The organism is Cellvibrio japonicus Ueda107 (genome assembly GCF_000019225.1).
Taxonomy (GTDB): domain Bacteria; phylum Pseudomonadota; class Gammaproteobacteria; order Pseudomonadales; family Cellvibrionaceae; genus Cellvibrio; species Cellvibrio japonicus.
In genome coordinates this window covers 599,122-625,941 of sequence record NC_010995.1, presented here as the reverse complement: position 1 = coordinate 625,941, position 26,820 = coordinate 599,122, and the positions used below count along the sequence as shown (strand labels likewise).

At 54.3% G+C, this 26,820-nt stretch carries 14 protein-coding genes; 4 read left to right on the top strand and 10 right to left on the bottom strand.

The window, feature by feature from the left end; all coding sequences use genetic code 11:
* Positions 1 to 46: 46 nt before the first annotated feature.
* From msbA to glnE, 8 genes are all read right to left on the bottom strand, one after another.
* Complete coding sequence (gene msbA / locus CJA_RS02485) at positions 47 to 1,819, bottom strand: lipid A export permease/ATP-binding protein MsbA (RefSeq protein ID WP_012486188.1); 1,773 nt, start codon at positions 1,817 to 1,819, stop codon at positions 47 to 49.
* Between the two features lie 101 nt (positions 1,820 to 1,920).
* Positions 1,921 to 3,045: a glycosyltransferase family 4 protein gene (locus CJA_RS02480; RefSeq protein ID WP_012486186.1), complete on the bottom strand. Its 1,125-nt coding sequence runs from the start codon at positions 3,043 to 3,045 to the stop codon at positions 1,921 to 1,923.
* Entirely contained in the window at positions 3,030 to 4,214 is a 1,185-nt protein-coding gene (locus CJA_RS02475; RefSeq protein ID WP_012486185.1) for an O-antigen ligase family protein, read from the bottom strand. Before CJA_RS02475 ends, CJA_RS02480 begins: the two co-directional genes overlap by 16 nt.
* Positions 4,215 to 4,223: 9 nt before the next feature.
* The gene (locus CJA_RS02470; RefSeq protein WP_012486184.1) at positions 4,224 to 5,354 is read right to left on the bottom strand and encodes a glycosyltransferase family 4 protein; all 1,131 of its coding nucleotides are present in this window, start codon (positions 5,352 to 5,354) and stop codon (positions 4,224 to 4,226) included.
* Positions 5,351 to 6,196 carry a lipopolysaccharide core heptose(I) kinase RfaP gene (rfaP, locus tag CJA_RS02465; RefSeq protein ID WP_012486183.1) on the bottom strand — a complete coding sequence of 282 codons (846 nt, stop codon included), beginning with the start codon at positions 6,194 to 6,196 and terminating at the stop codon, positions 5,351 to 5,353. Before rfaP ends, CJA_RS02470 begins: the two co-directional genes overlap by 4 nt.
* Positions 6,197 to 6,216: 20 nt before the next feature.
* Entirely contained in the window at positions 6,217 to 7,290 is a 1,074-nt protein-coding gene (waaF, locus tag CJA_RS02460; RefSeq protein ID WP_202944173.1) for a lipopolysaccharide heptosyltransferase II, read from the bottom strand.
* Positions 7,291 to 7,364: 74 nt separating this feature from the next.
* Positions 7,365 to 8,294: a branched-chain amino acid transaminase gene (locus CJA_RS02455; RefSeq protein WP_012486181.1), complete on the bottom strand. Its 930-nt coding sequence runs from the start codon at positions 8,292 to 8,294 to the stop codon at positions 7,365 to 7,367.
* Between the two features lie 26 nt (positions 8,295 to 8,320).
* Positions 8,321 to 11,287: a bifunctional [glutamate--ammonia ligase]-adenylyl-L-tyrosine phosphorylase/[glutamate--ammonia-ligase] adenylyltransferase gene (gene glnE, locus CJA_RS02450; RefSeq protein ID WP_012486180.1), complete on the bottom strand. Its 2,967-nt coding sequence runs from the start codon at positions 11,285 to 11,287 to the stop codon at positions 8,321 to 8,323.
* A gap of 210 nt (positions 11,288 to 11,497) precedes the next feature.
* On the opposite strand from glnE, the gene CJA_RS02445 reads away from it, so the two are divergent.
* The 4 genes from CJA_RS02445 (at position 11,498) to CJA_RS02430 (ending at position 18,981) form a co-directional block, all read left to right on the top strand.
* The gene (locus tag CJA_RS02445; RefSeq protein ID WP_012486178.1) at positions 11,498 to 14,224 is read left to right on the top strand and encodes a TonB-dependent receptor; all 2,727 of its coding nucleotides are present in this window, start codon (positions 11,498 to 11,500) and stop codon (positions 14,222 to 14,224) included.
* Between the two features lie 95 nt (positions 14,225 to 14,319).
* Entirely contained in the window at positions 14,320 to 15,450 is a 1,131-nt protein-coding gene (locus CJA_RS02440; protein WP_012486177.1) for a glycoside hydrolase family 53 protein, read from the top strand.
* A 54-nt stretch (positions 15,451 to 15,504) separates the two neighbouring features.
* On the top strand, positions 15,505 to 17,859 hold the full coding sequence (locus CJA_RS02435) for a glycoside hydrolase family 2 TIM barrel-domain containing protein (protein WP_012486176.1): 2,355 nt from the start codon (positions 15,505 to 15,507) through the stop codon (positions 17,857 to 17,859).
* Between the two features lie 225 nt (positions 17,860 to 18,084).
* Positions 18,085 to 18,981: a substrate-binding periplasmic protein gene (locus tag CJA_RS02430; RefSeq protein WP_012486175.1), complete on the top strand. Its 897-nt coding sequence runs from the start codon at positions 18,085 to 18,087 to the stop codon at positions 18,979 to 18,981.
* 146 nt (positions 18,982 to 19,127) lie between these two features.
* Here the strand turns inward: CJA_RS02430 and CJA_RS02425 are convergent, their stop codons facing one another.
* Complete coding sequence (locus tag CJA_RS02425; protein ID WP_041550952.1) at positions 19,128 to 19,508, bottom strand: hypothetical protein; 381 nt, start codon at positions 19,506 to 19,508, stop codon at positions 19,128 to 19,130.
* Positions 19,509 to 26,813 (bottom strand): SpvB/TcaC N-terminal domain-containing protein, encoded by a 7,305-nt coding sequence (locus CJA_RS02420; RefSeq protein ID WP_012486174.1) that lies wholly within the window; start codon positions 26,811 to 26,813, stop codon positions 19,509 to 19,511.
* Between the last annotated feature and the right edge of the window lie 7 nt (positions 26,814 to 26,820).

Below are 26,820 nucleotides of genomic sequence, written 5' to 3'. Positions count from 1 at the left end.
ACTCGCTCAACATCCATTGAAATAACACATTCACAAAAAAGACAGATTAACGCTCGCTGTCGTCGTCAAACTGGCGGGAGTGCAACCGGGCGTAATGGCCATTCAATGCCAGTAACGCCTGGTGCGTCCCCTGTTCAACAATTTCCCCGTCGGCCATCACCACAATCAAATCCGCGCGCTCAATCGTGGATAGGCGATGGGCTACCACAAAGGTGGTGCGGCCTTTCATCACCGACTCCAGTGCCGCCTGGATCATATGCTCGGATTCATTATCCAGCGCAGAGGTCGCTTCATCGAGAATTAAAATCGGTGCATCTTTCAAAATGGCGCGGGCTATCGCAATCCGCTGGCGTTGGCCGCCGGATAAACGCGCACCACCTTCACCAATGAGCGTATCGAACCCCTGCGGTAAATTCTGTACGAATTCTGTAACGAATGCCAAATCGGCAGCCTGTTTAATTTGCTCAGCGCTGACATGTTCGCGACGACCATAAGCGATATTGTCAGCCACGCTGCCTTCGAACAGTACGACCTGTTGGTTAACCAGTGCAATCTGCTCACGCAGGTTAGCCAGGCGCAATTCGCGAATTGAAACACTATCCAGCAAAATGTCACCTGAACGGGGATCATAAAAACGCGGTAATAAATTCACCAATGTCGATTTCCCACTACCCGACTTGCCCACCAGTGCAACAACCTTGCCGGGCTCGACGCGCAAATTGAAATGCGATAACGCCGCTCGCTCCTGGCTGGGATAGCGAAAACTGACATCGCGGAATTCAACCTCTCCTTTTACCCTGCCCAGGGTGCGGGTTCCTGTATCAGCCTCAGGCGCCTCATCCAAAAGGGTGAACACACTATCGGCCGCCGCAACCCCCTTAAGGATCATGGGCGCGACTTCACCCAATTGCCGGATAGGTGTCACGATCAAACCAACCGCAGTGATATATCCGATAAATGCCGCCGTACTTTCCAATTGCATAAAGCTCAGGGCTGCATAAATCAGCAGGCTCATCGACACGGCAATCAACAAATGCATGACCGGTGCATTGGCGGCACTGGTGATCACGATTTTCATATTCTGTGCGTAATTTTTCTTGCTCGCCTGGGTGAAGCGCTGCTGTTCATAGGCTTCACCGCCGAAGGTGCGCATGACTTTGTAGCCGTTGATCATTTCGCTGGATACCTGGGTAATATCCCCCACAGAATCCTGTACCTTGCTGCTCAGGCGACGCAGGCGCTTGGCCACCTTGGTGACCAGCAACCCCATGATGGGCGCCACGGACAAGAACATCAGGGTGAGTTTCCAATCGAGGTAAAACAACCAGGCCAGCAAACCAATCACCGTAGCACCTTCGCGAATACCTTTTTTGAGTGCATCGGTCGCGGCAACGGTGACACCGTTAATGTTGTAGGTAATCAATGAAATCATATGGCCACTGGGACGGGCATCGAATGCACTCACCGGTAAATGGGTCATATGGTTAAAGACTTGCACGCGCAGGTCATTGACCACATTAAACGCCACCTTAGCCATAAAGTAGCCACCCACAAACATACCGGCACCGCGCAGCAAGGTGGCGATCACAATTTGCGTGGGCACCCACCAGCGCGCCGCAGCATCATCCGATTCGATGGCTGCCACCAGCTTTTCCATCACGTGGGAATACATCACGTTAGCGCAGGCATAAACGATATAACCCACCACACTGAGGCAAAACCAAAATACGTAGGGTTTGAGGTAGCGCAGCAGGCGGCCGTAAATATTCCAGGCGGACGTTTCTGCCTGCGGACGCAGTGAAGTGTTTTTACTTGCCATAAAATGCCTTTATTGGATTGGGAAATCGATCATCCATGCCGAGGTAAAACGAACCGGGCATATTGTCCCGGAGGGGTTGAATAGCAAGACCGGGCACAGGGTTATACACCTCGCAGCAGGCGTTCTACCAAGGCCCGATACGCCTGGCGGAATCCGGCAATGTCATAGTGTGTACGCACGCGCTCATAATGGGCCTCGCCCAAGGCGCTGAGTTCGCCCGGCGACTGTCGATAACAGTCATCCATGGCCTGTACCAGCGTGTCGGTATTGGCGCAGTCCACACTATAGCCGCACTCCGCCACTATGCTGGCCAGGGGTTCAACCCGGTTAACGATGGCAGGTACACCGGCGGCCATCGCTTCCAGCAGTGCCAGGCCAAATCCTTCGGACTCCGAGGGAAACACAAAGACATCCAGTGCACGCACCAGCCCTGCTGCCCGGGGGATATAACCGCACAGGAACACCTTGTTACCCAAGTCGCGCTCGCGCACATACTGCTCTAGCGATGGCAAGAGTTCGCCGGCGCCGATGATGGCTAAAAACACATTATTCCGCGCGCTGCTGAAGCGCTCAAACGCCTGTATTAATTCCAGGTGCCGCTTGCCTTTGACACAGCGACCAATGGTACCGAACACCCGCCCGTCCACAGGTAACCCAAGCCGCTCGCGCGCCTCGACACGCCCCAGGACAGCATGCTGGATGGCAGCTACATCCACCGCATTGTTGATCGCCGCGCTATTGCCGGGATGCACTCCTGCGCCAGCGTTGATCAGATACTGGCGTACCGGTTCGGAGACACCGACCAGGTGCCAGCGTTTATCCAGCCACCAGCGCATCATCAGGCGACGCCCCAGGCGATCGAATTCCCCAAAGGCATGGATGATGCCAATACACACCGGCGCAGAGACAAACCGGCGCAATTGCATAAGCAAATGGATCGGTTTGTACATGTTGGCAATGATCACATCAAAGTGGTGCTGTTGCAGGAAAGGCCGCAGTTTGCCCATGGCCTTCAGGCGCAGGCCTTTGTAGTCGGTTTTATCCAACCCGAGGAATACACACTGGTGCGCCAGGCGATCTTCAGGCGTCGCTGCGCCGTCTTCCAGGTAGACCAGGGTGACCTGGTACTGCCCGGCAGGAAAGGCGCTGACCAGCCCGGCAGTGAGGTAGGAAATACTCTCGATATGCCGGGTTTGCAGGATCATGATTTTTATGGGTGCGGGCATCGACGACGACTCATTACCACAGCGGCCAATAATCCGGCGGGAACCCAATACATAAGCCACTGCGCATCCGGACGGGTTAACAGGCTGGAGCCATTAGTCAACAAACACAGGCAGCCATAAACCCACCACAGGTAGAGCGGGAGCAGGTCGCGGTCGCAACTAAAGGTGCGCGCCAGCAATACACCATGCCAAAGGGCGAGCAGCAGTCCCAGGGCGCCGCCGTAGTAGAGGATGTCCAGCCAGGAATTGTGCGCATGATGGAAGACACCCACATCGGCAATCAGGATGCGGGAGTCCTCGTAATAGCCGATACCAAACAGGAGATGCCCAGGGACACGCTGCAACAACTCGCGCCAAATCACATCGCGCAGGGAAAAGGCGGTTACACGCACCTCCAACAGCGTAGCCACGCCCACAGAGAGGATAGCCGCACCCAACACCAGTCCGCCGAGGATGACCTGGGGTACCCAGATGGATGGGCGTGGGCGGATAATCACCAGGGCCGCCAGCGCAACCAGCACCAGTGCCAGGGCCGCACCGCGACTGCCGGAGAGCAGGATAACCCATGCACACACCAGCGCTGCGCCCAAAAACAGCCAGGACAGTTTTGCACTGTCTGCCTGCAGGGATTTGATATAGGCCAGGAGCGCAGCCACACCGAAAATCTGCGCCACTACCGTCGAGTTCTCCGCGAGCCCGAAGCCGGATAAACGCCCCTCAGGATCGCTGTTGGCCCCCATGAAAAACCCATACACGGTAACCAGCGCGCAAACCACCCCCACCGCTATCACAACGGAATACAGCCGCTGTAAATCCACAGGGCGGTGATAAAACAGCCAGGCAATACCGCACAGCCAAAACGCCAGGAATACCCACTGCTTCAGGAAAAAGCCAATATCCTCCGGCCGTCCCCAGAGCGATGCAGCAACTGAGTAAGCGGCAAACACCAGGGCAGACAAGGTGAAATAACCACCGTACTCATCCAGGCGCCAGCGCCGCCACGGCAATACCGCCAGGAAAGGCAGGAGCAGGAACAGGTAAAAAATACCGCGCAAGGGCGCCGGCCCCGAGGCCCAGAAAAACGCCGAGAGAAACAAATACACCCCCAGCGCCGCCCACTTCAGGCAGAAGGCTTCGCGCCGGGTGCGGGAAACAACGTTTGCTAACATAGTCACTCTCTACAACCTATCCGAAAGCTTGCCTGTCCCCATCGACTCGATGATAGCCACAGCGTGATCCATCATCGAAAAAACATCTCCATGGGCAATGAAATCCCGGGCTCGCGCAAGCCAGTGCGCGCGATCTTGCGCGGCGATGTCCACAATGGCATCGGCCAGCTGTGTATCGCCATCCGCAATCACCTTACCCAGTTGCCACTGCGCAATGTAAGGCGCGTAGCCGCAAACCGCTGTCGCGATCACCGGCAGGCCCGCTACCATGGCCTCCAGCAATACCGCACCCGCCGCCTCGCTGTGTGCCGGATGCAACAGCATATCGGCGCTCCACATCAACTGCGCCACATCATCGCGCGCACCCAGCACCTGCACCTGGCTGGCGATGCCCAACTGACCGGCAAGGCGCACCGCGGAAGTCGCATCATCCTGCCCGGCAACCCACAGGCGAGTGCGCGCCCGTATATCGGGCGGCAGGGCAGCCATCGCTTTGATCGTGCGCGACAAGCCCTTGCGCGCAAAGTCCGACCCCACCGCCAACAGCACCAGGGTATCCGGTGCCGCCCCTAAAGCGGCGCGCCCCTGTTCACGCTGTATGGCGTAATCCGCCGGCATCACCCGATCGCGCCGGATGCCCGGCGGCAACCTATGCAGGCGGACGTCCGGTGTTTGGTAATAGCGCTGGAACGCCGCTTTCTGCGCTGGTGCAATCAACAGGATCTGTGTGCTACTGGCAGGCGCGAATACCGCATTTTCCAAGTCCAGGTAAGCGCGGCTGCGGCCGCTGAAGCGGTATAGCCAATGGCGCCCTTCATACACCTTTTGTGCAAAACAGGTATCTGCCGCGTAGTACACATCAAGGCCTGGCATTTTATTGAAACCCACCACCAGGTCTATGGTTTGTTGGTGGCGCAAAGCCATAAAACGCCGGGCAAACTCGCGCGCGCGCCCATGGTTGCTCAGGGCCCTCACCGGCACCAGCTGCACGGGAATATCCGCCGGCAGTTCACCCGCCCAGCGCTGGGTGTAAATAGTGACCTGGTGACCGCGCGCCTTACAGGTGCGCGCCATGGCGAGCATGTCCCGCTCCAGGCCGCCGTAGGGAAAATAGTGGAACAGGGTAAAGGCGAGTTTCATACCTGGCCTCGCTGCCCACGCGCGCGCAAACGCTGCTCGCGCCGATATAACTTGTCCGCCCGCCGCGCTACAGCCGCCAGCAAATCGCGCTGCTGGTGCACAACCACAGCCAGGGGTTGATCAAAGTAAACCTGCAGAAAACGCCAGATATCCCGCTGGGTCACCCCCAGGTCCATGGCCGAAAAATAAATACTGGCCAGGTCTTTCACCTGCCAGCGACGCGGCACGCGGGCACGCAACTGGGCGCGATGCAAATCGACCAGGAACAATTGCACCTGCCCCGCGCCGGTGCGCCAGGATGCCAGGGAGTCGGTATCGAGCAGGAAATGACACAGGTAGAGGTCGCGATGGTTAATACCGTTGCGGTGAATCTGGCGGGCGATATGGGCTACGGCATCCAGCAGGCAACGCCGTTCCTTTGGCGCGAGCCGGGGATGCGCGCGCAGGTAATCATCCAGTTGTACCTTACCTGCCAATTCGCGCGTGACAATAAACGAAATGCGTGTTGCCGGATTGCTGCCGCGCTCACCATAGGCCACAGGCTCCAGACTCGGCACCTGGAGTTCAGCCAGTCGGTTGAGCGCGAGCCATTCGCTGCGTGCGCTAATCACCGGCAGGCGCAGGGATAACAGGTTTTTGAGGATTTCACCCCAGCCAACCCCGGTGTGCCGCTTGCAGTAATAAGCCTTGCCATTGAGGGTAAAGCGCAGGGTCTGCCGACCGGGCACATCGCGCACCAGGTCTCCGTCCAGCTGCTGCACCAGGGCAAAAATGTCCTGCCCCTGCCACAGGGTTTGCAGTTCATCGCGCAGGATTAATCGCTGTTGGAAATCAGACTGCACAGGCCATCCATTATCAGGGGTTATGAAACCGTTGCCGGACTTGCCAGCAATTCATCCAGCTCGGCCTGCACCTGTGCCGGTTTCAGTTCGCGCAGGCATTTGTGATGTCCCAGGGGGCATTCGCGTTCAAAACAGGGCGAGCACTCCAGGGTATTCGTCACCACGCGCACCCGCTGTGACAGTGGCGGGGTGTGCTCCGGTGAGGTAGAACCGAAGACCACCACCAGCGGACGGTTTAGCGCCGCCGCGATGTGCATCAATCCGGAATCATTACTGAGTACCGCATCGGCACAGGCCATCAAGGCGATCGCCTCGCCCAGGTTAGTGCGCCCGGCCAGGTTATTCATATGCACCTGGAGTGTTGGCGGCAATTGGTCGCGGATTGTCTCTGCCACTGGCTGATCCTTAGCTGAACCCAGCAGCCACACTTGCCATCCGGCGCGGATTCTTTGCGCGGCGACAGTGGCGTAATAGGCCTCGGGCCAGCGCTTGGCAGAGCCGTACTCGGCGCCGGGGCAGAGTATCAGGAGCGGCCGATTCAAGTGCAAGGCGAACTTTGTTAATAGCGGTTGGCGCCGGGACGGGTCCAGCTGCAATTGCGGATAGGGGAAATCGGCTGGCAGGGCCGCATCCCGCGCATAGGCCAGGGCCAGGTAGCGCTGCACCATCAGCGGATAACGTTTTTTGTCGAGCGGGCGCCAGTCATTCAGCAGGCCGTAGCGCATCTCTCCACGCCAGCCGGTGCGCAGGGGAATGCCGGCAAAAAAAGGAACCAGGGCAGACTTAAACGAATTGGGCAGCAGGATAGCCTGGTCATAGCCCCGGTCGGCCAGGGACTTGCCCAGGCGGTAGCGCGCCATCACGTCAAGCTGCCCATGCCCGAACGGCATGTCGATCACTTCATCGATCTCGGGCATAGCCGCCACCAGGGGGCGGGTCCAGGCGGAAGCCAGCAGGTGGAGTTTTACCTGGGGGTTGCGGCGCTTGAGCAGGATAAACAGCGACTGCGCCATCATCATGTCGCCGATCCAGGCCGGGCCGACAATCAAAATGGTGCGAATAGCCTTAAGAGACGCGGGAAAATCCATAGTCATTGAGGTCCCGGTGGATAAAACAACAACGGAGCCAGTGGGCTCCGTTGTTGTCGACACAATATCCGACGAAGCAATTAACCAGCGACCGGTGAGAGCCAGTCGGTGTGGTTTTCCAGTTCGCCGCGTACCGATTTAAAGTACAGATCCTGCAGGCGAGTGGTAACCGGGCCACGGCGGCCTTCGCCAATCACGCGACCATCCAGTTCACGGATAGGCAATACCTCGGCAGCGGTGCCGGTGAAGAAAGCTTCATCGGCGACATAGACCTCATCGCGGGTAATGCGTTTTTCACGGATGGTGTAACCGCATTCGGTTGCCAGATGGAAAATGGTGTTGCGCGTAATACCATCCAGGCAGGAGGTCAGCTCCGGGGTGTAGATAACACCATCGCGCACCAGGAAGAAGTTTTCACCGCTGCCCTCGGCCACATACCCCTCATTGTCCAGCAGCAGGGCCTCTTCACAGCCGCTATCCAGCGCTTCTTGCAGGGCCAGCAGCGAGTTGATGTAGTGTCCATTCGCTTTCGCCTTACACATGGAGATATTCACATGGTGGCGGGTGTAGCTGGAAGTGCGGATACGGATGCCCATGTCGCGCGCTTCCGGTGACATATAGGATGGCCAGTTCCAGGCGGCAACCATGACATGCACCTTGAGGTTATCGGCGCGCAGGCCCATGCCCTCGGAACCGTAGAACGCCATGGGGCGCAGGTAGGCCTCGGCCAGCTGGTTTTCGCGCACCACCAGTTTGTGCGCCTCGTTCACCACATCTTTGGTGAAAGGCATTTTCATGCGCATGATGTGCGCGGAGCGGAACAGGCGGTCAGTGTGTTCTTTCAAGCGGAAGATGCTGGTGCCCAGGCTGTCGCTTTTGTAGGCGCGCACACCTTCAAAGACGCCCATGCCATAGTGCAGTGTGTGGGTTAAAACATGAACCTTGGCATCGCGCCAGGGAATGAGTTCACCATCGAGCCATATAACGCCGTCGCGATCGGCAAAAGACATAGCTAACTCCAAAAAAATCTGTGTAATCAGGGACGACCGATCAAGCGATCCCAAATCGCTGTGACCTGCGCACGTTCTTCAACAAAGTGATTTTCACCTTCCAGTACCGCCTCCTGGCGCTGTAGCGCGAGGCGGTGTCCGGTGGATCGGTATGCTTTGTAAGCCGCGATCAGATGGGACACGGAGTCGGCATCGAGTAAGCCAGCCTCCTCCAGTGATCCGAGTATGCGAATGTTGTCCGTGTACTGGATAATGCCGGGCGCTTGACAGGCCCAGGCCAAGGCCGCGTATTGAACCATAAATTCAATATCGACGATACCTCCGACATCCTGTTTCAAATTAAATAAACGCTCGGATTTTGCACCACTTCCGAGCTGGTCGCGCATCTTGCGCCGCATATCGGCCACTTCGCGGCGCAGCTCATCCAGATCGCGCGCGCGCGTCAATACTTTGTAGCGTACCGCCTCGAATTGTTTGCCCAGGGACGCCTTGCCCGCTACCACCCGCGCCCGCACCAGGGCCTGGTGCTCCCAGGTCCAGGCGTCATTCATCTGGTACTTTTCAAAGGCCACCAATGACGAAACCAGCAGCCCGGAATTGCCCGAGGGACGCAGGCGCATATCAACCTCGTAGAGCTTGCCCGAGATGGTCTGGGTATTGAGGATATGGATAATCCGCTGCCCCAGGCGGGTGTAATAGGTGAGGTTATCGATAGCTACCTGGCCATCGCTCTCACAGGCCGATTCAGCATTGTGGATAAACACCAGATCCAGATCTGAACCATGGCCCAGTTCTATGCCCCCCAGCTTGCCATAGCCGATCACCACAAAATCCGGCTCTTCATCCACCCGGCCATCGCTGTGGGTCGGGCGGCCGTGGCGGGCGACCATATATTGCCACGCCAGTTGCAGGGCATGCTCCAGCACGACTTCGGCAATATAGGTGAGGTAATCACTGACTTTCATCAACGGCAGGGTCCCGCTCACCTCGCTCGCGGCAACGCGCAAGGCATGGGCGGAACGGAAATAGCGCAAAGCTTCCATATGGCCTTCCAGGTCGTCCCAACCCAGGCGCAATACCTCGCGCCGCAGTTCGTCGCGCAGCTGGTCTTTGTCCGGTGGGGAGTAGAGGCTTTCCGGTGTGAGCAATTCGTCCAACAGCGCCGGATACTGGGCCAATTGGTCGGCAATCCAGGGGCTGGCGGCACAGAGGCGCACCAGCTGCTGGATCGCGGTGGGATTTTCCACCAGCAGCACCAGGTAGGCGGAACGCCTGGCAATGGCCTCAACCAGGGGGGCGATACGCTGGAATACCGGCGCCATGGTGAGCGGTGCCAGCTTACCCGCCAGCGAGTGCTGCGACAGCGTTTGCAACAGGCGCGGGATAAACGCATCCAGGCGCGAGCGGCTGCTGGCCTGCATCGCGAGAACGGCGCGACTTTGCTGCAAATCGCCAATGGCTTTGAGCAGCGCCTCCGCCTGCTCTACATCCTGGGCCTGGAGTGCCTGGAGCGCATCTTCGCCCTGCAGGCTGCCCTCCCAAAAACCCAGCCAGAAATCCAGCGCTTTTTGATCGACCGAATCTTCCTCATCGGGTGCGGCAATCACCGCCTTGAATTCGCTATTAACGCGCTGGCGATAGAGGCTCAATTGCGCGGAAAATGCCTCCCAGCTATCGAACCCCATCACCCAGGCCAGGCGCAATTGACCGACTGCATCGGTAGGCAGGGATTGGGTTTGCTTGTCCTGATAGCCCTGGATCGCGTGCTCAGTATTGCGCAGGAAGATATAGGCCTCCAACAGCGAGCTGCCGGCGCCGGCCGGCAGGTAATTTTCCTGTTCCAGGAACGGCAGCAACACTGTCACCTTGCGCTGGCGCAGGCGCGCATCGCGCCCACCGCGAATCAGCTGGAATACCTGCACCACGAACTCGACTTCGCGAATACCGCCCTCGCCCAGTTTGACATCGAGGTTCATGCCCCGGCGCTGCACCTGACGCGCGATCAAGCCCTTCATTTCACGCAGGGATTCGATGGCGGAAAAGTCGATGTACTGGCGATAGGTAAAGGGCTGCAACAGGCTGCGCAACTGCTGGCGCGCACGCTCCCGCTGCACGGCTCCTTCACCGCCGACCATCGCCACGGTACGCGCCTTGATCATGGCGTAGCGCTCCCACTCGCGCCCCTGGGTTTGGTAGTAATCCTCCATACCGACAAAACTCATCGCCAGGCTGCCGCTCTGGCCGTGGGGACGCAGGCGCATATCCACGCGAAACACAAACCCCTCGGCGGTTATGGTGTCCAGGCTTTTGATCAGGCGCTGGCCGAGTTTGACAAAGAACTCCTGGTTGCCCACAGAGCGGCTGGGATGGTCGGTTTCGCCCCCCTCTGGAAAGGTAAACATCAGGTCGATATCCGAGGAGATATTCAGCTCCCCGGCACCCAGCTTGCCCATGCCCAGCACCATAAACGGCTGGGCTTCACCCGATTCGCGCCCCCTGGGCGTACCGTAAAGCTGCTGCAGGGCGCGGTAATGGTAATCCGCTGCCAGCGCAATTGCCGTATCTGCAAAACGCGACAATTCAGCGGTGATGCTTTGCATGGAGTCCTGGCGGTTCAGGTCGCGCCAGATCAGGCGGATCATCGCCTTCTGGCGAAAACGGCGCAGACAGGCATCCAGCTCATTGTCGCCAGTACAGGCCTGGATTGCTGCCGCAAACGGCGCCAAGGCATCTTCACCCCAGGCCTCAAATAACTCGCCGGACGCTATTTGCTCCAGCAGATATGCCGGGCGAACAGCGCAGGTTTTAGCAATAAATTCACTGCCGACCAGGGCGCGGGTCAGTTGGAGGGAAAAGGTTTCAGCAGAGATGGATGCCGGTAAAAGGTCGCGCGGGTGGGTTAGTTGCTGGGCGAGGACACTGGCCTCGAACTGCTCCCAAGAGTGCTGGGGGGCAGCCTGTAACTCGGCGGGCACGCCGGCAAAATTCAACATAAAAGGCAAATCCTGAGACAAATAGTTAACGCAGTGGAGGAATACTAGCAGTTAATCATCGATCCCCTTGCTGGCAGGCCACAATTTGTCTATCACCAATACCACCCGATAAAAATTTTTGCTGGCGCTGATTGACACTTGGACATAAATTCAACATCATATAAATAATATATATTATAAATAAAGCATAAGAACACGAGGCCTTAGCTTATGAAACACGTACCTATCCACCAGACCTTTACCCGCTCTACCCTGTTTGTCGCCCTTAGCCTGGCTAGCAGTCTTGCCATGGCCCAAGCGCCAGCCGATGAAAACATTGAAGAAATTGTCGTTACCGGCAAATTCCTCAAGAGCCTGCAGTCGGCGATGGAGGTGAAACGCAATGCCGCCAGCGTCGTGGAAGCCATCTCCCCCGAAGATATTGGCCAGTTGCCCGATGTTTCTATCAGCGACTCGCTCAAGCGCCTGCCCGGCCTGGCACAGGACCGCGACCGCGGCAACGGCAGCCAGATTTCCATTCGCGGTATGGGCGGTATGCTTGGCTTTACCACCCTCAACGGTCGCGAAGTGGCGATTTTGGAAGAGACGCGCAATATCCGTTACGACCAGTTCCCCTCAGAGCTGATCAACGCGGCGCAAGTCTATAAAACCCCGCAGGCCTGGATCGCGGAAGGCGGTGTTTCCGGTACTGTGAACCTGGACACCATCAAACCGCTGGATTACGACTCTACCAAGGTAGTAGTTGACCTGCGCGCATCCATGTCCGAGCTGGGTAAAGACATTGATGATGCCTACAACGATGGTATCGGCCAGCGCCTCAGCATTTCCTATATCGACCAATTCCTGGATAACACCCTGGGGGTCGCCCTGGGCTATTCCACACGTTCGGAGCCCATCGCCACCCAGCGCGCCGAACTCTGGAACTATGGTGATACTTGGCACAACACCCAGTGGAACAACGAGCTGGGCGCAAACGTAGTGGCACCCTGGGGCGGCTCGGCCCTGGTGCGCGGCGGTGAAGACAAGCGCCAGGGTGTAATGGCGGCCATCCAATGGCGCCCGAACGACAACCTGGAAATCGCCTATGACGGTTTCTGGTCAGCCTTTGATATTGCCGAAACCCAGCGCGGTTTTGATTTCCAGATCAGCAATGACTGGAATAACCAGTGGATCCCGCTCAAGACAACACCTACCGCTTACGACAATGTCCCCGAAGCGGGCGCGGTTGACCTGCTCGCCGGTACAGTGCCACTGAGCAGCCTGCGCAACCTCAATGAAGAATACGTTCAGGACGACGAACTGATCAGCAATGGTATCAACGTAAAATGGCAGGAAGGTGCCTGGACCATCAAAGCCGATGCGGCGGTTTCCGAAACCAGCCGCGACAAGCGCTGGGCTACTGTGCGCACCATTAATGATGCCCCCGGTTGGGCAACCTTCTCCAGCACCGGCGATGGGCGCATGACCTTCGAACTGCTGGATGCTGACCTGGCCGATGTGACACAAAATCGCGTGACGGAGCTCCATGTCCAGCCACAGGCAGAAGGCGGCGATAAGGTGCAATCCTTCAAGCTCGACTTCCAGTACGATGTCGACGCCGGTATTTTGCAAAGCGTTAAATTTGGTGCTGCTGCGTCCCAGCGCGATAAATACGAGCACAACCAAATCTGGACCCAATCCCCCACGGCCAGCGACACCAGCCTCACCAGCGCTTATGTCGTCAATGCCAAGAGCAGCAGCTACTGGGGTGATTTACCCGCCTATCTGTCCCTGGATCGCAACGCGGTTATTGCAGATTACTTCGGCGGTTTGCAAAACCCGACACCCGGCGATGCAGACGACCTGACCGCCAGTTGGGATGTCAGCGAAGATATCAGCGCGCAATACATCCAGTTTGACCTGGCCACACAGGTTTTCGGCCGCGACCTGAGCGGTAATATCGGTGTGCGCAATGTTCGTACCGAAACCCTGGCACGCGGTTATGAGCAGGGTGAAACCCAGGAAGTCTGGGAAGAAATTCCCGCCGGCTCCGGCACCTGGGTAATGACCGGCTCGGTTGAAACAGTCACCGCCGTGGCAACACCGCACGACTACAACGATGTATTACCCAGCACCAACTGGACACTGAGCCTGACTGACGAACACCTGATCCGTATCGGCGCCGCCAAAACCATGGCGCGCGCGCCGGTCAACATGATGAGCCCCAGCCTCAACCTGAACCAGGACTTGTGGGGCGCCAACCCGGGCGAATCGACATCGGGCAACCCCAAGTTGAATCCATTCCGTGCCACCCAATACGATCTGGCCTACGAATGGTATTACAGCGAGAAATCGCAAATCGCCATCAACCTGTTCTACAAAGAGCTCGACAGTTTCATCATGCGTGCGGCGGATGCGGAAACCATTGAACGCAATGGCCAGGAGTACAGTGTTTCGCGTCCGGTTAACGGCAGTGGTGGTTATATCCGCGGTTATGAATTGCTGTGGCAACAATCCTTTGATTTCCTGCCCGCCCCTTTCGATGGCCTGGGTATTTACACCAACTTCTCCCACAACGAATCCAATGTGGAGCAAGCCCTGCCCCTGCACAGCAGCTACAAAGCCGGCCTGACCGGTTTATCGGAGAACGTCGGTAACTTTACCCTCTGGTACTACCACAATGGTTTTGAAGCGCGCACCAGCTACAGTTATCGCAGTGAGTTCCAGCGCGATATCAACCTGGTCATGGGCGAGGAAGGTGTGAACGATGCGGAAGGCTACTGGGATCTCAGCCTCTCCTACGAATTTGACGATCACTACAAGGTTTACTTCCAGGTGCAAAACCTCACCAACGAGCCTTACAAAACCTATGGACTGGAGTCCAATAACCCGGCCCATATCAACCGATATGAGGAGTTCGGGACGCGCTACAGTGTAGGTATCAACTGGAAGCTGTAAAACATTTCTGTCCCGTTGTGTTTTGGCGGCTGCTTCGGCAGCCGCGTTTTTTTGCGGCAATGACTTATAACAAGAACACACCAAAGAGAAGTGAAATGAAAAAAAAGATTCTAGCGGCAACCGCCATTCTGCTGGCTGCTATTGCCAATACCGGTGTGGCTGATAATACGCCATTCTATGTGGGCGCCGACCTTTCCTATGTGAATGAAATGGAAAGCTGCGGAGCCACCTACCGCGACCAGGGTAAAAAAGTAGACCCCTTCCAACTGTTTGCCGATAAAGGCGCCGACCTGGTGCGTGTCCGCCTCTGGCATAACGCTACCTGGACAAAATATTCAGACCTGAAAGATGTGAGCAAAACGCTCAAGCGCGCAAAAAATGCCGGAATGAAAACCCTGCTGGATTTCCATTATTCCGACACCTGGACCGATCCCGAAAAACAATTTATTCCCAAGGCCTGGGCCCATATTACCGACACCAAAGAGCTGGCCAAAGCACTCTACGACTACACCACCGACACCCTGGCCAGCCTCGACCAACAACAGCTGTTACCCAACCTGGTACAAGTCGGCAACGAAACCAATATTGAAATCCTGCAGGCGGAAGACACGCTGGTACATGGCATTCCCAATTGGCAGCGCAATGCCACACTGCTTAACAGTGGTGTCAACGCTGTGCGCGATTACAGTAAAAAAACCGGCAAGCCCATCCAGGTGGTACTGCATATCGCCCAGCCGGAAAATGCCCTCTGGTGGTTTAAACAAGCCAAGGAAAATGGCGTTATTGACTATGATGTAATCGGCCTTTCCTACTATCCGCAGTGGTCTGAATACAGCTTGCCACAATTGCCCGATGCCATTGCCGAATTACAAAATACCTATCACAAACCGGTCATGATTGTGGAGACGGCTTATCCCTGGACACTGCACAACTTCGACCAGGCCGGTAATGTGTTGGGTGAAAAGGCGGTACAACCCGAATTTCCCGCCAGCCCGCGCGGACAATTAACCTATTTGCTCACCCTGACACAATTGGTCAAAAGCGCTGGTGGCATGGGAGTGATTTACTGGGAACCCGCCTGGGTCAGCACCCGCTGCCGCACCCTCTGGGGTAAGGGATCACACTGGGAAAACGCCAGTTTCTTCGACGCTACGCGCAAAAATAATGCACTGCCTGCGTTCCTGTTTTTTAAAGCAGACTATCAGGCAAGCGCACAAGCCGAATAAATGTATCACGACAAGATTTATCACTTTGACCAGCAGAAATAGAAGAGAGTGCCCATGATGAAACACCTCCAATCATTAAAAACCTTGCCCGCGCTGGCGCTGTGCGCACTACTCGGCGCCTGCGCTCCCGGCGATAAAACCGACCACTATTTTGCCGATCTCAACCTCGATAAAGACTGGCAATTTATGCGCAGCGATGCGGTGCTGGACCTGGCGACGGCGCAAGCACACAGTGCGTGGGAAAAAGTCGATGTGCCACACACTCCGCGCATAGAACCCTTGATCGTCAATGATCAATTCCAGGGCGATGCCTGGTACAAAAAAACACTGACACCGGAAGCCAACTGGAAAGGCAAGCACATCAGCCTGAAATTCGAAGCCGCGATGAATGTGGCCGAGGTGTGGGTCAATGGTGAAAAACTGACGCGGCACCTGGGTGGCTACCTGCCCTTTAGCGTCGACCTGAGCAACAAGCTCAACTGGAATGCCCCCAATGACATCCTGGTGCGCCTGGACAACCGCGATAATCCGGTCACCGGCCCCAAACCCCTGCACGACCTGGACTTTAATACCTACGGCGGCATCTATCGCCATGTGTATTTGAACATCAATAATCCGGTGCATATTACCGATGCCGTTGCCGCCGGCAAAAAAGCCAGTGGCGGTATTTTTGTCACCTATCCGGAAGTGGGCAAAGACAAGGCGCGCCTCCAGGTGCAAACCCATATTGCCAACACGGGAACAACTGACCAACAACTCCAGGTGGTACAGCGACTGCTCGACGGCGATAAAACCATTGCCGAAGTGCGCAGCGAATCCTTTAACCTGAATGCCGGAAGCGATAGTGAAAATCGCCTGGAAATTTCCCTGCAACAGCCTCGCCTCTGGTCACCCAAAGCGCCCAACCTGTATCAGCTGGTGACACAGGTCTACCAAGGCAAAACCCTGGTGGACGAACAGAAAACCCACATCGGTATCCGCGAATTTAAATGGGTGGACAACCAACTTTACATCAATGGCGAGAAGACCTTCCTGCGCGGGGTGAATCGTCACCAGGAATACCCCTACATCGGTTATGCCACCTCCGATGCAGCGGATTACCGCGATGCCGTGCGCATTAAATCCGCCGGTTTCGATTATGTACGCCTCTCCCACTACCCACACTCACCCGCATTTATGGCCGCCGCCGATGAATTGGGGCTGGTACTGCTGGATGCGATCCTCGGCTGGCAATATGTCTCTGAAGATCCAGCCTTCCAGGCTCAAATCCAGCAAACCTGCCGCGACCTGATTCGCCGCGACCGCAACCACGCCTCGGTCATGGCCTGGGAATGTTCGTTGAACGAATCCTGGATGAGTGAACCCTTTATTGATTCACTCACCCGCATTGTTAAGGAGGAATACCCCGGCTCACTCTCAGCAGGCTGGCAGGAATACGGTTACGACATCTACCTGCAAGCGCGCCAACACCGCCTGGAGCATTACCACACACCGACCAAACCCTATGTCGTCAGCGAATACGGCGATTGGGAATACTATGCGATGAACGCCGGCCTGAACCAAAGTGCCTGGGCCGACCTGTTACAGGCAGACCGATCCAGTCGCCAATTGTTAAGCGATGGTGAAAAGCGCTTACTGCAACAGGCAAGCAATATCCAGGAAGCGCACAACGATAACTTCAATACACCGGCATTTGCCGATGGTTATTGGGTGATGTTTGATTACAACCGCGGCTACGCGCCCGACCTGGAAGCCTCGGGCATCATGAGTATCGAGCGCCTGCCCAAATACAGCTATTACTTCTACCAAAGCCAGCGCGATCCTGCCGAGCAATCCGCCAGTTACAGCAGTGGCCCGATGGTCTTTATCGCCAGCGAATGGACTGCAACATCGGCGCTGGATGTGCGCGTGTTCAGTAATGCAGAACAGGTGGAACTATTGCTCAACGGTACAAGCCTCGGTAAACAGGCACCGGATCAAAACTCCAATACCAATAACCTGAAACACCCGCCGTTTACCTTTGCCCTGGAAAAATTCGAAGCCGGTGAGCTGACCGCACGCGCCTATCTTGGCGGTAAACAGGTTGCTGAACACAAGGTGGCAACACCGGGCGACGCCAGCAGCATCAAACTCTGGCTGGATACCAGTGGTGTTGCACCGCAAACCGGGGTCAAGGACGCGGTCTTTGTCCATGCACAACTGGTGGATGCCGCCGGTAACCCGGTGCGCAGTAACGGTATAGCGGTAGATTTCAAGATCGCAGGTGACGGGCAGTTAATTAGCCCTGCACAAATTAACACCCAGTATGGTATTGCCAGTGCGCTGGTACAAATCGGCGCTAACCTGGATGCCCTGAGTGTCAGCGCCAGCAGCGGGGAACTCACCGGCCAACCGCTGGATATTCGATAAGGTCCTCCAGGCAGGCCTGCATACATCCTATGCAGGCCCAGGGCTGGCAGCCCGGTACAAACCCGGGCTCCAGCCACACCGGCATGACAAATTTGCGAAATCAGCTAGTCTAAAAGACAGCCGCGTGCGGCAACTATCACAGCGAACATCCGCAATAACCCCAGGCTGATTTCAGGTTATTCCGCGATGATAAGAAGACCACTATAAATAAGACAAACATACAACATGAAAACACTACTGCTCAGGCTTGGCCTTGTGTTGTGTGCCATTGGCAGCACATCCACACAGGCAGAACAAACACTCAACATCAACACCTCCAGCGACGTTAACAGCCCCTATGCCATGCAAATGATTGAGCTTGCCAATCAGCACATTGGCAACAAATACCATATCAAAACCGTGGATGACGGCGTAACCAAGTCGCGCATCATGGAGGATGTTGCCAACGGTACATACGATGTTTTTTGGGCCTCCACCAACAATGACACCGAAGCCAAATTCGATCCGATCCGCATTCCCTTATTTAAAGGCCTGCTCGGCCACCGGATTTTTATCATCCGCCAGGGCGACCAGGCGCGCTTCGACCACATCAAAACCCTGGAAGACCTGAAGCAAATCAAATTGGGCTCCGGCACCACCTGGGCGGATACCGGCATCCTGAAAGCCAACGGTTTAACCGTAGTCACTGCCAATAAATACCCCAACATGTTCTACATGCTCGACGGCTCGCGCTTCGACGCCTTTCCACGCGGCGCCCATGAGCCCTTTGTCGAAATCGAAAAAAACCAACACCTGCCGCTGACCATCGAAAAAAACCTGATGCTGGTTTACCGCATGCCGTTTTATTTATTTGTACGCAAAGGCAATACCGAACTGGTTAACGACCTAACCCGCGGGCTGGAACTGGCGCTTAAAGACGGCAGCTTTGACAAGCTCTTTATCAACCACCCGTCGGTACAAGACGTCATCCAAAAAGCAGGCCTGCAAAACCGCCGCATCTTCTACCTGGACAATCCCACCCTATCCCAGGCCCCTCTGGATCGCCCGGAATTATGGGTGGATGTGAAAACATTGGGGAAACCAGCTCAAATAAGTGAGACTGCGGAGAAAGCGGAACAATAACAATGTTAATAAAAACCCCGGAACCTAGGTGCAGGTTCCGGGTTCTGTAACTCTTATATTTTTAAAATTTCCTCTAAAACTACTCGCGGTTGGATCAGAAATTGAGAGCCCCTCAATGAATCACACACTTAACCCGCGGAAGATTATTAATCTTCCAAAAACTCCACATCAATTCGGTCAACTTTCAATCGAATAAATTTTCCGTCCAAATACCCGTAATCGGAAAACAAGACTTCATCTTCAAATTGAATACCACAATCGATGACTCCTCGTTCAAGCCGCCCTTGAATCCAGTATGAAAAACTACTTCCAATTCTTTCCATGCCCACAGGCTCACCTTCCGACTCCTTAATTTCGTAATCATCAAATATCATTAGCTCAAACGAGACCGGATATTTTTTACCTTCGTGAATCTCATAGGGACAAACGCCCGCAAAGCAAGTTACTTCAAGGTCATTCAAACTCAAAGTCACCTCCTCTTCGACGTTATTCCCTATGGCTTGTACTAATGCCGAGTATTTATTCATCTATTGAACCTGATAAATTGTTTTGTTTTGAGCATTACCATTTAAGGTTTTCCAAAAATCCTTTCCGCTCTTAGCGTGCAAAGTTGTAATCTGTCCTTGGCTATTCGTTCCCACAAAAGCAAATTTGGATTGCCCTTTGTTCGTATTACCCATGAGTTGAACAAAGCCAGTTCTAGTTTCACCTTTGTAAACATATTGAACTTTAGTGCCGTTCTGCATCACACCTCTGGCAATGGATAAATATTCATCTGCTGATTTCACACCAAATTCAGCGCCATGTTTTTCAAAGTGGCTCAAGAGTTTAGCTTCATCGGCAAAGTTCCCTAGCCCCTTTGCAACAACCAAAGCATCCTTCGCATAGTCTGCCCTCTTTAAGAGAGTAGCAATTTTAAGTGCAGAAAAAGCAAGCCCCTCGATTGGTATGGCAGACGATAACGCAATGATATTTCCCTGCGTTTGGAATTCATCTGCAGCCGCTACACATGCCCTATCACTGCCACAAACACTCCTACCCGCAAAAGGACTGGCCGAATCTACCCAGGGACTTAAACCAATCGCTTCCTCAGCCGCCGCACTAACCTCGCCCAATGCAAAAACAGCAGTGTTATTTTTATCCCCTAATCCAACAATATCGCCATCTTTATCTGCCCACAAAACACCGGAGCCAGCCCTTGCACGATTACTCCCCGACGCCTTTGAAATCCCCAGCTCTGACATCCTCGACTCAAAGTCCGCCATGCTCTTTCCCTGCTGGCTCAACCACTGCTGAATAGCCGTAGGATCAGTGATGGTATAGGCAAGCCCGCTATTCTTTTGTGGTGGCGGTTTAACACCATCAACTTGAACTTCTTCCGTTGGTTTATCATTGGTACATATCTGCTTATCGTTAACCGTCTCGCACTTAAACCCACTCGGGTCCGTCGCATTCAACGGATTATTCCACACATAACTATAGCGATTCAGGCTTTGAACCCTGAGCGGGTCCTGGATGATCGGGTCGGCCTGTACAAAACGCCCTAACCTGGCATCGTAGAGGCGGCCATTCATGTGGATCAGATCCATTTCCGCCAGATGCTCGTGGCCGGTAAAACCCCGGGTTGTTATCGGCTTGCTGGACAGGCGGTATCGGGCAAGGTCTTCCTGCCACTGCTTGATACTACCCGCCGTCACTACCTTTTGCGGCATGCCCCAGGGATCAAAGTAGTGCGCTTGCTCGACGCTGCCGATCTCGTCAGTGATCAAACTGATACTGCCCAGATGATCCTTGATGAAATAGCGCTGCGCTTCACCGGCCATCACTCCCTGGCTGTTCAGGGTATGGGTGATTTGCCCAACACCGGCAATGTTTCGCTTCCACTCCGTGCTGCCATCCGGGTAATAGACCTTTTCTACCGCGCCCACATACAGGGTGGTGGTTACCTGGTTACCCGCTGCGGTGTCTACGCGCTTGTAGCGCGCACGCAGCGGATCATAGAAGAAGCGGGTGTTGTGCGATTCAACGCTGATATACGACGGCAGGTCATCACGGGTGTATTGCAAATTCCTGCCCCGGCCATCGTTAACCAGGTTGCCGTTATTGTCATAGCGATAGTGGTAATCGTGGGCATTACACACGGCATGGGGCCCGGCATTCAGGGACGCACCACATTCACTGCCGTACAAAAACGACTGGCCGCCCTTGCTGCGAATATTGTCTATCGCATCATAGGTTACGGATTGGGAGGCGGTCAGGTCACCCGAGGAGGCCCAGCTATTCAAACGATTGAGGCTGTCGTACCCGAAGGATTCATAAATATTGCGCGCAACAGATTCCCCGGCAGTACCGCGCTCATGGCGCGAACTCAGGTTGCCAACCTCATCCCATTCCAATTGGATATCCTGCAACAGCGATACCGGATGGGCGCGGGTTGCCTGGAGCTTTTTGGTTAAACCGGTTGCCGCCTCATAGACAGCTGCCTGTGTCACACCATTGCCATAGAGGGCACTGATAACGTTGCCGCGCGCATCCTGGTCCTGGATGGTGTAATAGGCCTGCTGCGAACCGCTGTAGCTGGTGGCATCGACTACCTTGTGCAGGTAGCCCTGGGCATTGTAGAGATGCTGCACACCGTTGGTTTCAAAGGTGTTGACTTCGCGCGCCGCATCAAACTGTTGGTAGACACGATTGAATTGGTCGTAGGTGATTTTTTCATGGTGCGTTGTTAACGCGCCCAGGTGCCCGGCAAAGCTGGTCTCCTTGGTACTCAGGCGGCCACGGCTGTCATATTTAAAACGCTGGCGAAATTCCGGAACTCCTTGTGGAGTGGTATGAACACTTTCTAGCTGCCCCAAGCCATTACTAGCAGTGTCGTACACCCAATAGGTTCCAAAAGAAATACTGGTGGTATCGCAGCTGGCACCATTGGGCCGCTCAATGCGGTTAACCATACGACCGCGAATGTCATACCCCATGGTAATGACCTGGTTTTTACCATCGCGCTGGCATACCAGTTCGTTAAAACGGTTGTAGCGATAGGTCCAGTTGCCCTTGTCGGGATCGCTCATGCTGGTTTTTCTGTCGCGCAGGTCATAGCCAATGGTCGTGGTGTTGAGCGCAGGGTCTTTCATCTCGCGCATATTGCCGCGCGCGTCATAGGCAAAACGGGTCACGCCATTATTCGGATCGACCACTTCAATCACCTGCCCGACCAGGTCGCGCTTTTCTGTCCTTACCTGGCCTTTGGGATTGGTGATGACCACATTCAGGTTGTCATACTCTGTTGTGGTAGCAACATGGGTGTTGTTGTAGGGCACCAGGGTTTCGGTGACACGCCCCAATACATCATAGGAATAAGATGTCCAGTAGCGGTCGGCGGTACCACTGGCATAGGGCGCACTGGAACGAACAACACGCCCCTGTTTGTCATACTCGGTATCAACCAGGCTCCAGTTGGTTCCTGTAAAGCCAAGGTCACCGGCGCGACGGACACGCCCCAGCAAATCCACACATTGAATGGATTTGCCACCACCGGCCATCTGGGCCGTCGACCAGATTTTAGTATCGCTGGGGCACACGCCTTCGCTGCCCGTACCAACCCCCATACGGACCTCGGTAAATTCACCGGTTGAGGCGGCATTAAAATAGGGTGTACCGAAAGTAGTAGTTGCCGTCTTATGGGAAACAAAGGCCGTGGTGCTGTAATAGCGGCGCGATAAGGTCGGCGTGCCGTATTTATCGCGGGTGATCACTTGTGTGGCTAAATATTTGACCGGTGTATTGGGGTCTGAACCGTTGGTAAAGAACTCATAGGTTTTATCGATATAACGCCCCAGGGTGTCATATTCAATTTCGGTTTTACGCGTTTGCCCGTCTGCCGTTGTACTGGAGGCAACACGATTACCCATATGGTAGCTGTGGGTTGTCGTTACGTTGTAATCCGAATTATCCGGCTCAACCGTCTCTGTTTTTAATAAACCTATCGCTGAACCCGAGGTGTAGTAATCAAAGGACGAGGTGCGGGTAATGGCACCGTAGCGATTGTTGCTGGTGACGGTTTTTATTTGTTGCAACCGCCCCTTCCACATACTCCATGTTTCGCTCATGTACACATAGGTATTCGTCGTTGTTTTGGTGATCGACTCCAGGGGTAAACTGCTACTGATTTGCGTCGTAGACTCAAGCACATTGCCATTGCCTTCGTAGGTATTGGTTGTTACCGAGTTTTTCAGCAAGGTGCCTTGTGCATAGCCTTCATCAAGCAAGGCATATTCCTTAGTATCTTCTTTGCGCAAAAAGACACCCAGAGAACCTAAGGCCGCAGAGCCCTGGTCTTTCATGGTTTGCCTGTAGTTATCGACACAGGTGTTATTGGCAACACCATAGTAATAACACGCAACCAGCGCCCATTGATTCACTGACTCACTCAGCTTATTGCCATATTCGGTAAAGATTTGTGATTTATGCAAACGCCCGACATAAGGCCAGTCCTGCCGGAAGCTATTGCGCACCCGGATACCGGTTTCGCGGTCTACTACGGTAAACGCTTCAAATCCTAAAAAACCACGCCCTGCAGCCTGGGTCCTGGCGTGCTCATAGAAATACGCCGTTTGCTTCAGTGCAGAGGGATTATTGGAGAGTGGCGCACTCTGTGCCGTGTTGGTTACCACGAAGGTGGCACCTACCGATGAGGACACAGGCGAGTCGGGTTTTAAGGATTGCTCATCGGAAGACAGGTTGCGCCAGGGATCATTGATATTCCGGTAAAAATCATTTTGTGTGGCAGCAGCATCAACAGACCAGCACATAGACCGGGTGTAATACCCTGAGCTATTAGCAAGGGTGGTACACATTTCTGCATCATTCGCGTTATACACCTTATGGCCACCGATATAGTGGCCCGTACGATTGATGGCCTCGTAATTAACAGTGATGTTTTTTCCAAGGCTATCGCGAATCCCGATCACTTTGTTGATGGGGCTCTGGCTGCCGGTACTTTTATACACGGTAATAGCCCCGGTTTGCCGGGTGGGTGTGACGACCAGCTCCGACCTGCCATCGCCATCCAGATCCATCATGTTGATAGCGGTTGTTTTAAATCGGCTGAATGAAAAATTCCAACCGTAGCGGGCATCACCGTAATTGGTTAATACCTGATAAGGTTCCGATTTAATAAAACGCTCGCCCGCTTCAAAATTATTGATGGCCGGGTCCCAGTATTTAACTTTTATCGAACCCTGGCCGGAACTCGCGCCTGTGCTGTTAAAGGGGGCATTGGGACTGTGCCAGATAAAATCCGGGTAGCCATCGCCGTTATAGTCGGCAACTGCCACATCGGTAGCGACCTGGTCTGTGGTATTAAATGGTCCACCAGGGACATTAATATATTGCTCAGGCCCAAGTTCCAAACCATTACTCAGCCTGAAATACCAGTTAGTTCCTCCACCAACCAGCATATCCGTCAACCCATCACCATTTAAATCGACCGCAAATGCCCTATTCGCCATATAGGCGATACTGGCATTAAAATATTTTAATTCTATGCCATTGGCCCATTGTGGCTCTGTAGAGGTTGGTTTTTGCATTGTATATACTGAAGGTCGAGAAAATATGCTGGGACACCCTTCCTCATTACCATCATCCACACAACCGAAAGCTTGGGAATAGGTTTCAGCAACTAGATCCATCCTACCACTGCCATTAAAATCACCCATAAATGGCCAAATAAATCTTATAGGTGCCAAATGCAGGTTATCAACGGCTGGTTGCCCTCCAGATGCGGGCTGAAAATATGAAAAATCCTCCCACCGTGATGCATCATTAATAGAAGGCACATGATTTGTTGTATCAAACTGCTGACGCATCCCTCCTCCAACATACCGATAAAACTCCGACGAAGTAGTATCAGCATTTGGATTTGGAGACGCATAACTAATCGTCTGTAAAGGGTAGTAATAAAACTCCCAAGGTCTGGCACCATTTATCCATTTAATTTTATCAACCAAACCATCGCCATTAACATCAAGGTAAATGTCCGCAACATCTCTTAAACCACCAGCAATAATATTGCCTATACCATCATTATTACTGTCAACAATATGGAGATTCCTATCATCATAGGCAGATGGGCTTTTATACGAATTTCCCATATTAAATATATATCTACCTTCCGTGTTTATTTCTCCTAGAGCATATCTGTATGAACGTTTTTGAAGCACATCATGAAGGGTATTAGGCACGGTCTTAGCTTCCTCATACCACACCACATCCAGTAACCCATCGCCATTAATATCCCCCAGCCGATAATCACTTACCCCACCCACAAAGTTGCTGGAGGCTCCTTGTGTATCAATTTGCTGCTCGAAATTCTGCCAATCAAACTCGACAAACGAAGGACAAACGCTCTCAACACATTCTTCAACTTTATTGATACGGCTTAACTTATCGTTAGTGGTGTAGGCAGTATTCTGGTTATAGGTAAATTTATAGCGGCGAATTTCCTTGTATTGTCCTTCTGACAGGTTGACGGAGCGAATCACACTGACCCGTTTGCCCATGTTGTAATAGTGACCCGCCACATAACCACTGACGGGATCACTCCTGTCGTCATAGTCGATATAGATTAATGCACCGGGGGTTTGGGTCGCGCCATAGGCATAGCCAATCGATGCCAGGCGCAGTCCATCGGCATCGCGGGTGTATTGGTATTCAATTTTATTGCCCGCGCTGTCCGTTTGACGGCTCAAATGCCAATTGAGCACCGTATTGGTATTGGTTGAACTCAGCTGATCCTGAGAATTGGCCGAGTGCGCGGTATTACCAAAGGTTTCAATTAACCCGTCTTTGTATTCAACCGTAAAATAACTCGGATGCCCGCTCGTCCCCCCCACAGCGGTGATGCGGGCGTAATTATCAATTTCCGTTTTATAAATACTGCCGGGCGCCCCGTAATTACCCGACACCACCAGCAAACGCTCCCCATTCAGGCAAAACCGGTCTTGTGCCGACCAGGTAACAGGCAAGGCGTTTTTATCCTGGCTATCTGTTTGGCGACAGCGACTGATGGCACCACCTGCACTTAACGACCACCCGAGTCCCATGGGGCCATTGCCCGCCCCACTGCTGTAACCCACACTGACCTTGGGCACCAACCCGGCGGTACCCGGTGCGGTAAGAATGGGAAGGGTGTAACTCGCCTGGCCGCTGCTGGTGACATCAAATTCGCCCGGTGCAGGCCTGGCCATATCAATCCCGGCGCTGGGGCTCGGGGTGGACGCCAACACAGGCGCTTGCGGCTGGAGTATCACTCCATTATTCGGTGCTTGCGGCGTACCGGCTCCGGAACACGTACCCGCACTTAATCCTGTGCCATGCACAGTCAGTGAATCGATATTGGCAAATTCTGTCGCCACAGTGGTTTCCAGGCGAATTGTGTTATTGCCGGCTTTCAGCGCGAGTGTCAGCAAACCGGAATTGGTCCAGCTGTTCCAGGCCGTCGTCTTTGGAAACGGGAAACCATGGGATACCACAACACCATTTACCCGGATTGCGGCCTGGATTGCTGATTGGGTTCCCGCATTGGCATAGCGAAATTGAACGGTGTAATTGCCAGCCTGTGCGACTTGCACGGCCCAGGTAATACCTTTACCCGCCTCGTTGCTGAGATTGACATACTGGTTATTGGCGGCACCGGCGTGGGTGCTTTGCACCGCACCATCGTAACTGCAGAAACCCGAGGTATTTTCTTCGAGGGTTAAGGCCCAGGCCTGGTTAGCAAAAAGAAGGAAAAGAAAAACACTGAGTGAGCGAAATACTGAAAAAGACTGCATCCGGCAG

Excerpts from the sequence above, each read along its gene's own strand:
- CJA_RS02430 (WP_012486175.1), top strand. The coding sequence starts at position 18,085 with ATGAAAACACTACTGCTCAGGCTTGGCCTTGTGTTGTGTGCCATTGGC.
- CJA_RS02475 (WP_012486185.1), bottom strand. The coding sequence starts at position 4,214 with ATGTTAGCAAACGTTGTTTCCCGCACCCGGCGCGAAGCCTTCTGCCTG.
- glnE (WP_012486180.1), bottom strand. The coding sequence starts at position 11,287 with ATGTTGAATTTTGCCGGCGTGCCCGCCGAGTTACAGGCTGCCCCCCAG.
- msbA (WP_012486188.1), bottom strand. The coding sequence starts at position 1,819 with ATGGCAAGTAAAAACACTTCACTGCGTCCGCAGGCAGAAACGTCCGCC.
- CJA_RS02480 (WP_012486186.1), bottom strand. The coding sequence starts at position 3,045 with ATGCCCGCACCCATAAAAATCATGATCCTGCAAACCCGGCATATCGAG.
- CJA_RS02420 (WP_012486174.1), bottom strand. The coding sequence starts at position 26,813 with ATGCAGTCTTTTTCAGTATTTCGCTCACTCAGTGTTTTTCTTTTCCTT.
- CJA_RS02425 (WP_041550952.1), bottom strand. The coding sequence starts at position 19,508 with ATGAATAAATACTCGGCATTAGTACAAGCCATAGGGAATAACGTCGAA.
- CJA_RS02470 (WP_012486184.1), bottom strand. The coding sequence starts at position 5,354 with ATGAAACTCGCCTTTACCCTGTTCCACTATTTTCCCTACGGCGGCCTG.
- CJA_RS02435 (WP_012486176.1), top strand. The coding sequence starts at position 15,505 with ATGATGAAACACCTCCAATCATTAAAAACCTTGCCCGCGCTGGCGCTG.
- waaF (WP_202944173.1), bottom strand. The coding sequence starts at position 7,290 with ATGACTATGGATTTTCCCGCGTCTCTTAAGGCTATTCGCACCATTTTG.
- CJA_RS02445 (WP_012486178.1), top strand. The coding sequence starts at position 11,498 with ATGAAACACGTACCTATCCACCAGACCTTTACCCGCTCTACCCTGTTT.
- CJA_RS02440 (WP_012486177.1), top strand. The coding sequence starts at position 14,320 with ATGAAAAAAAAGATTCTAGCGGCAACCGCCATTCTGCTGGCTGCTATT.
- CJA_RS02455 (WP_012486181.1), bottom strand. The coding sequence starts at position 8,294 with ATGTCTTTTGCCGATCGCGACGGCGTTATATGGCTCGATGGTGAACTC.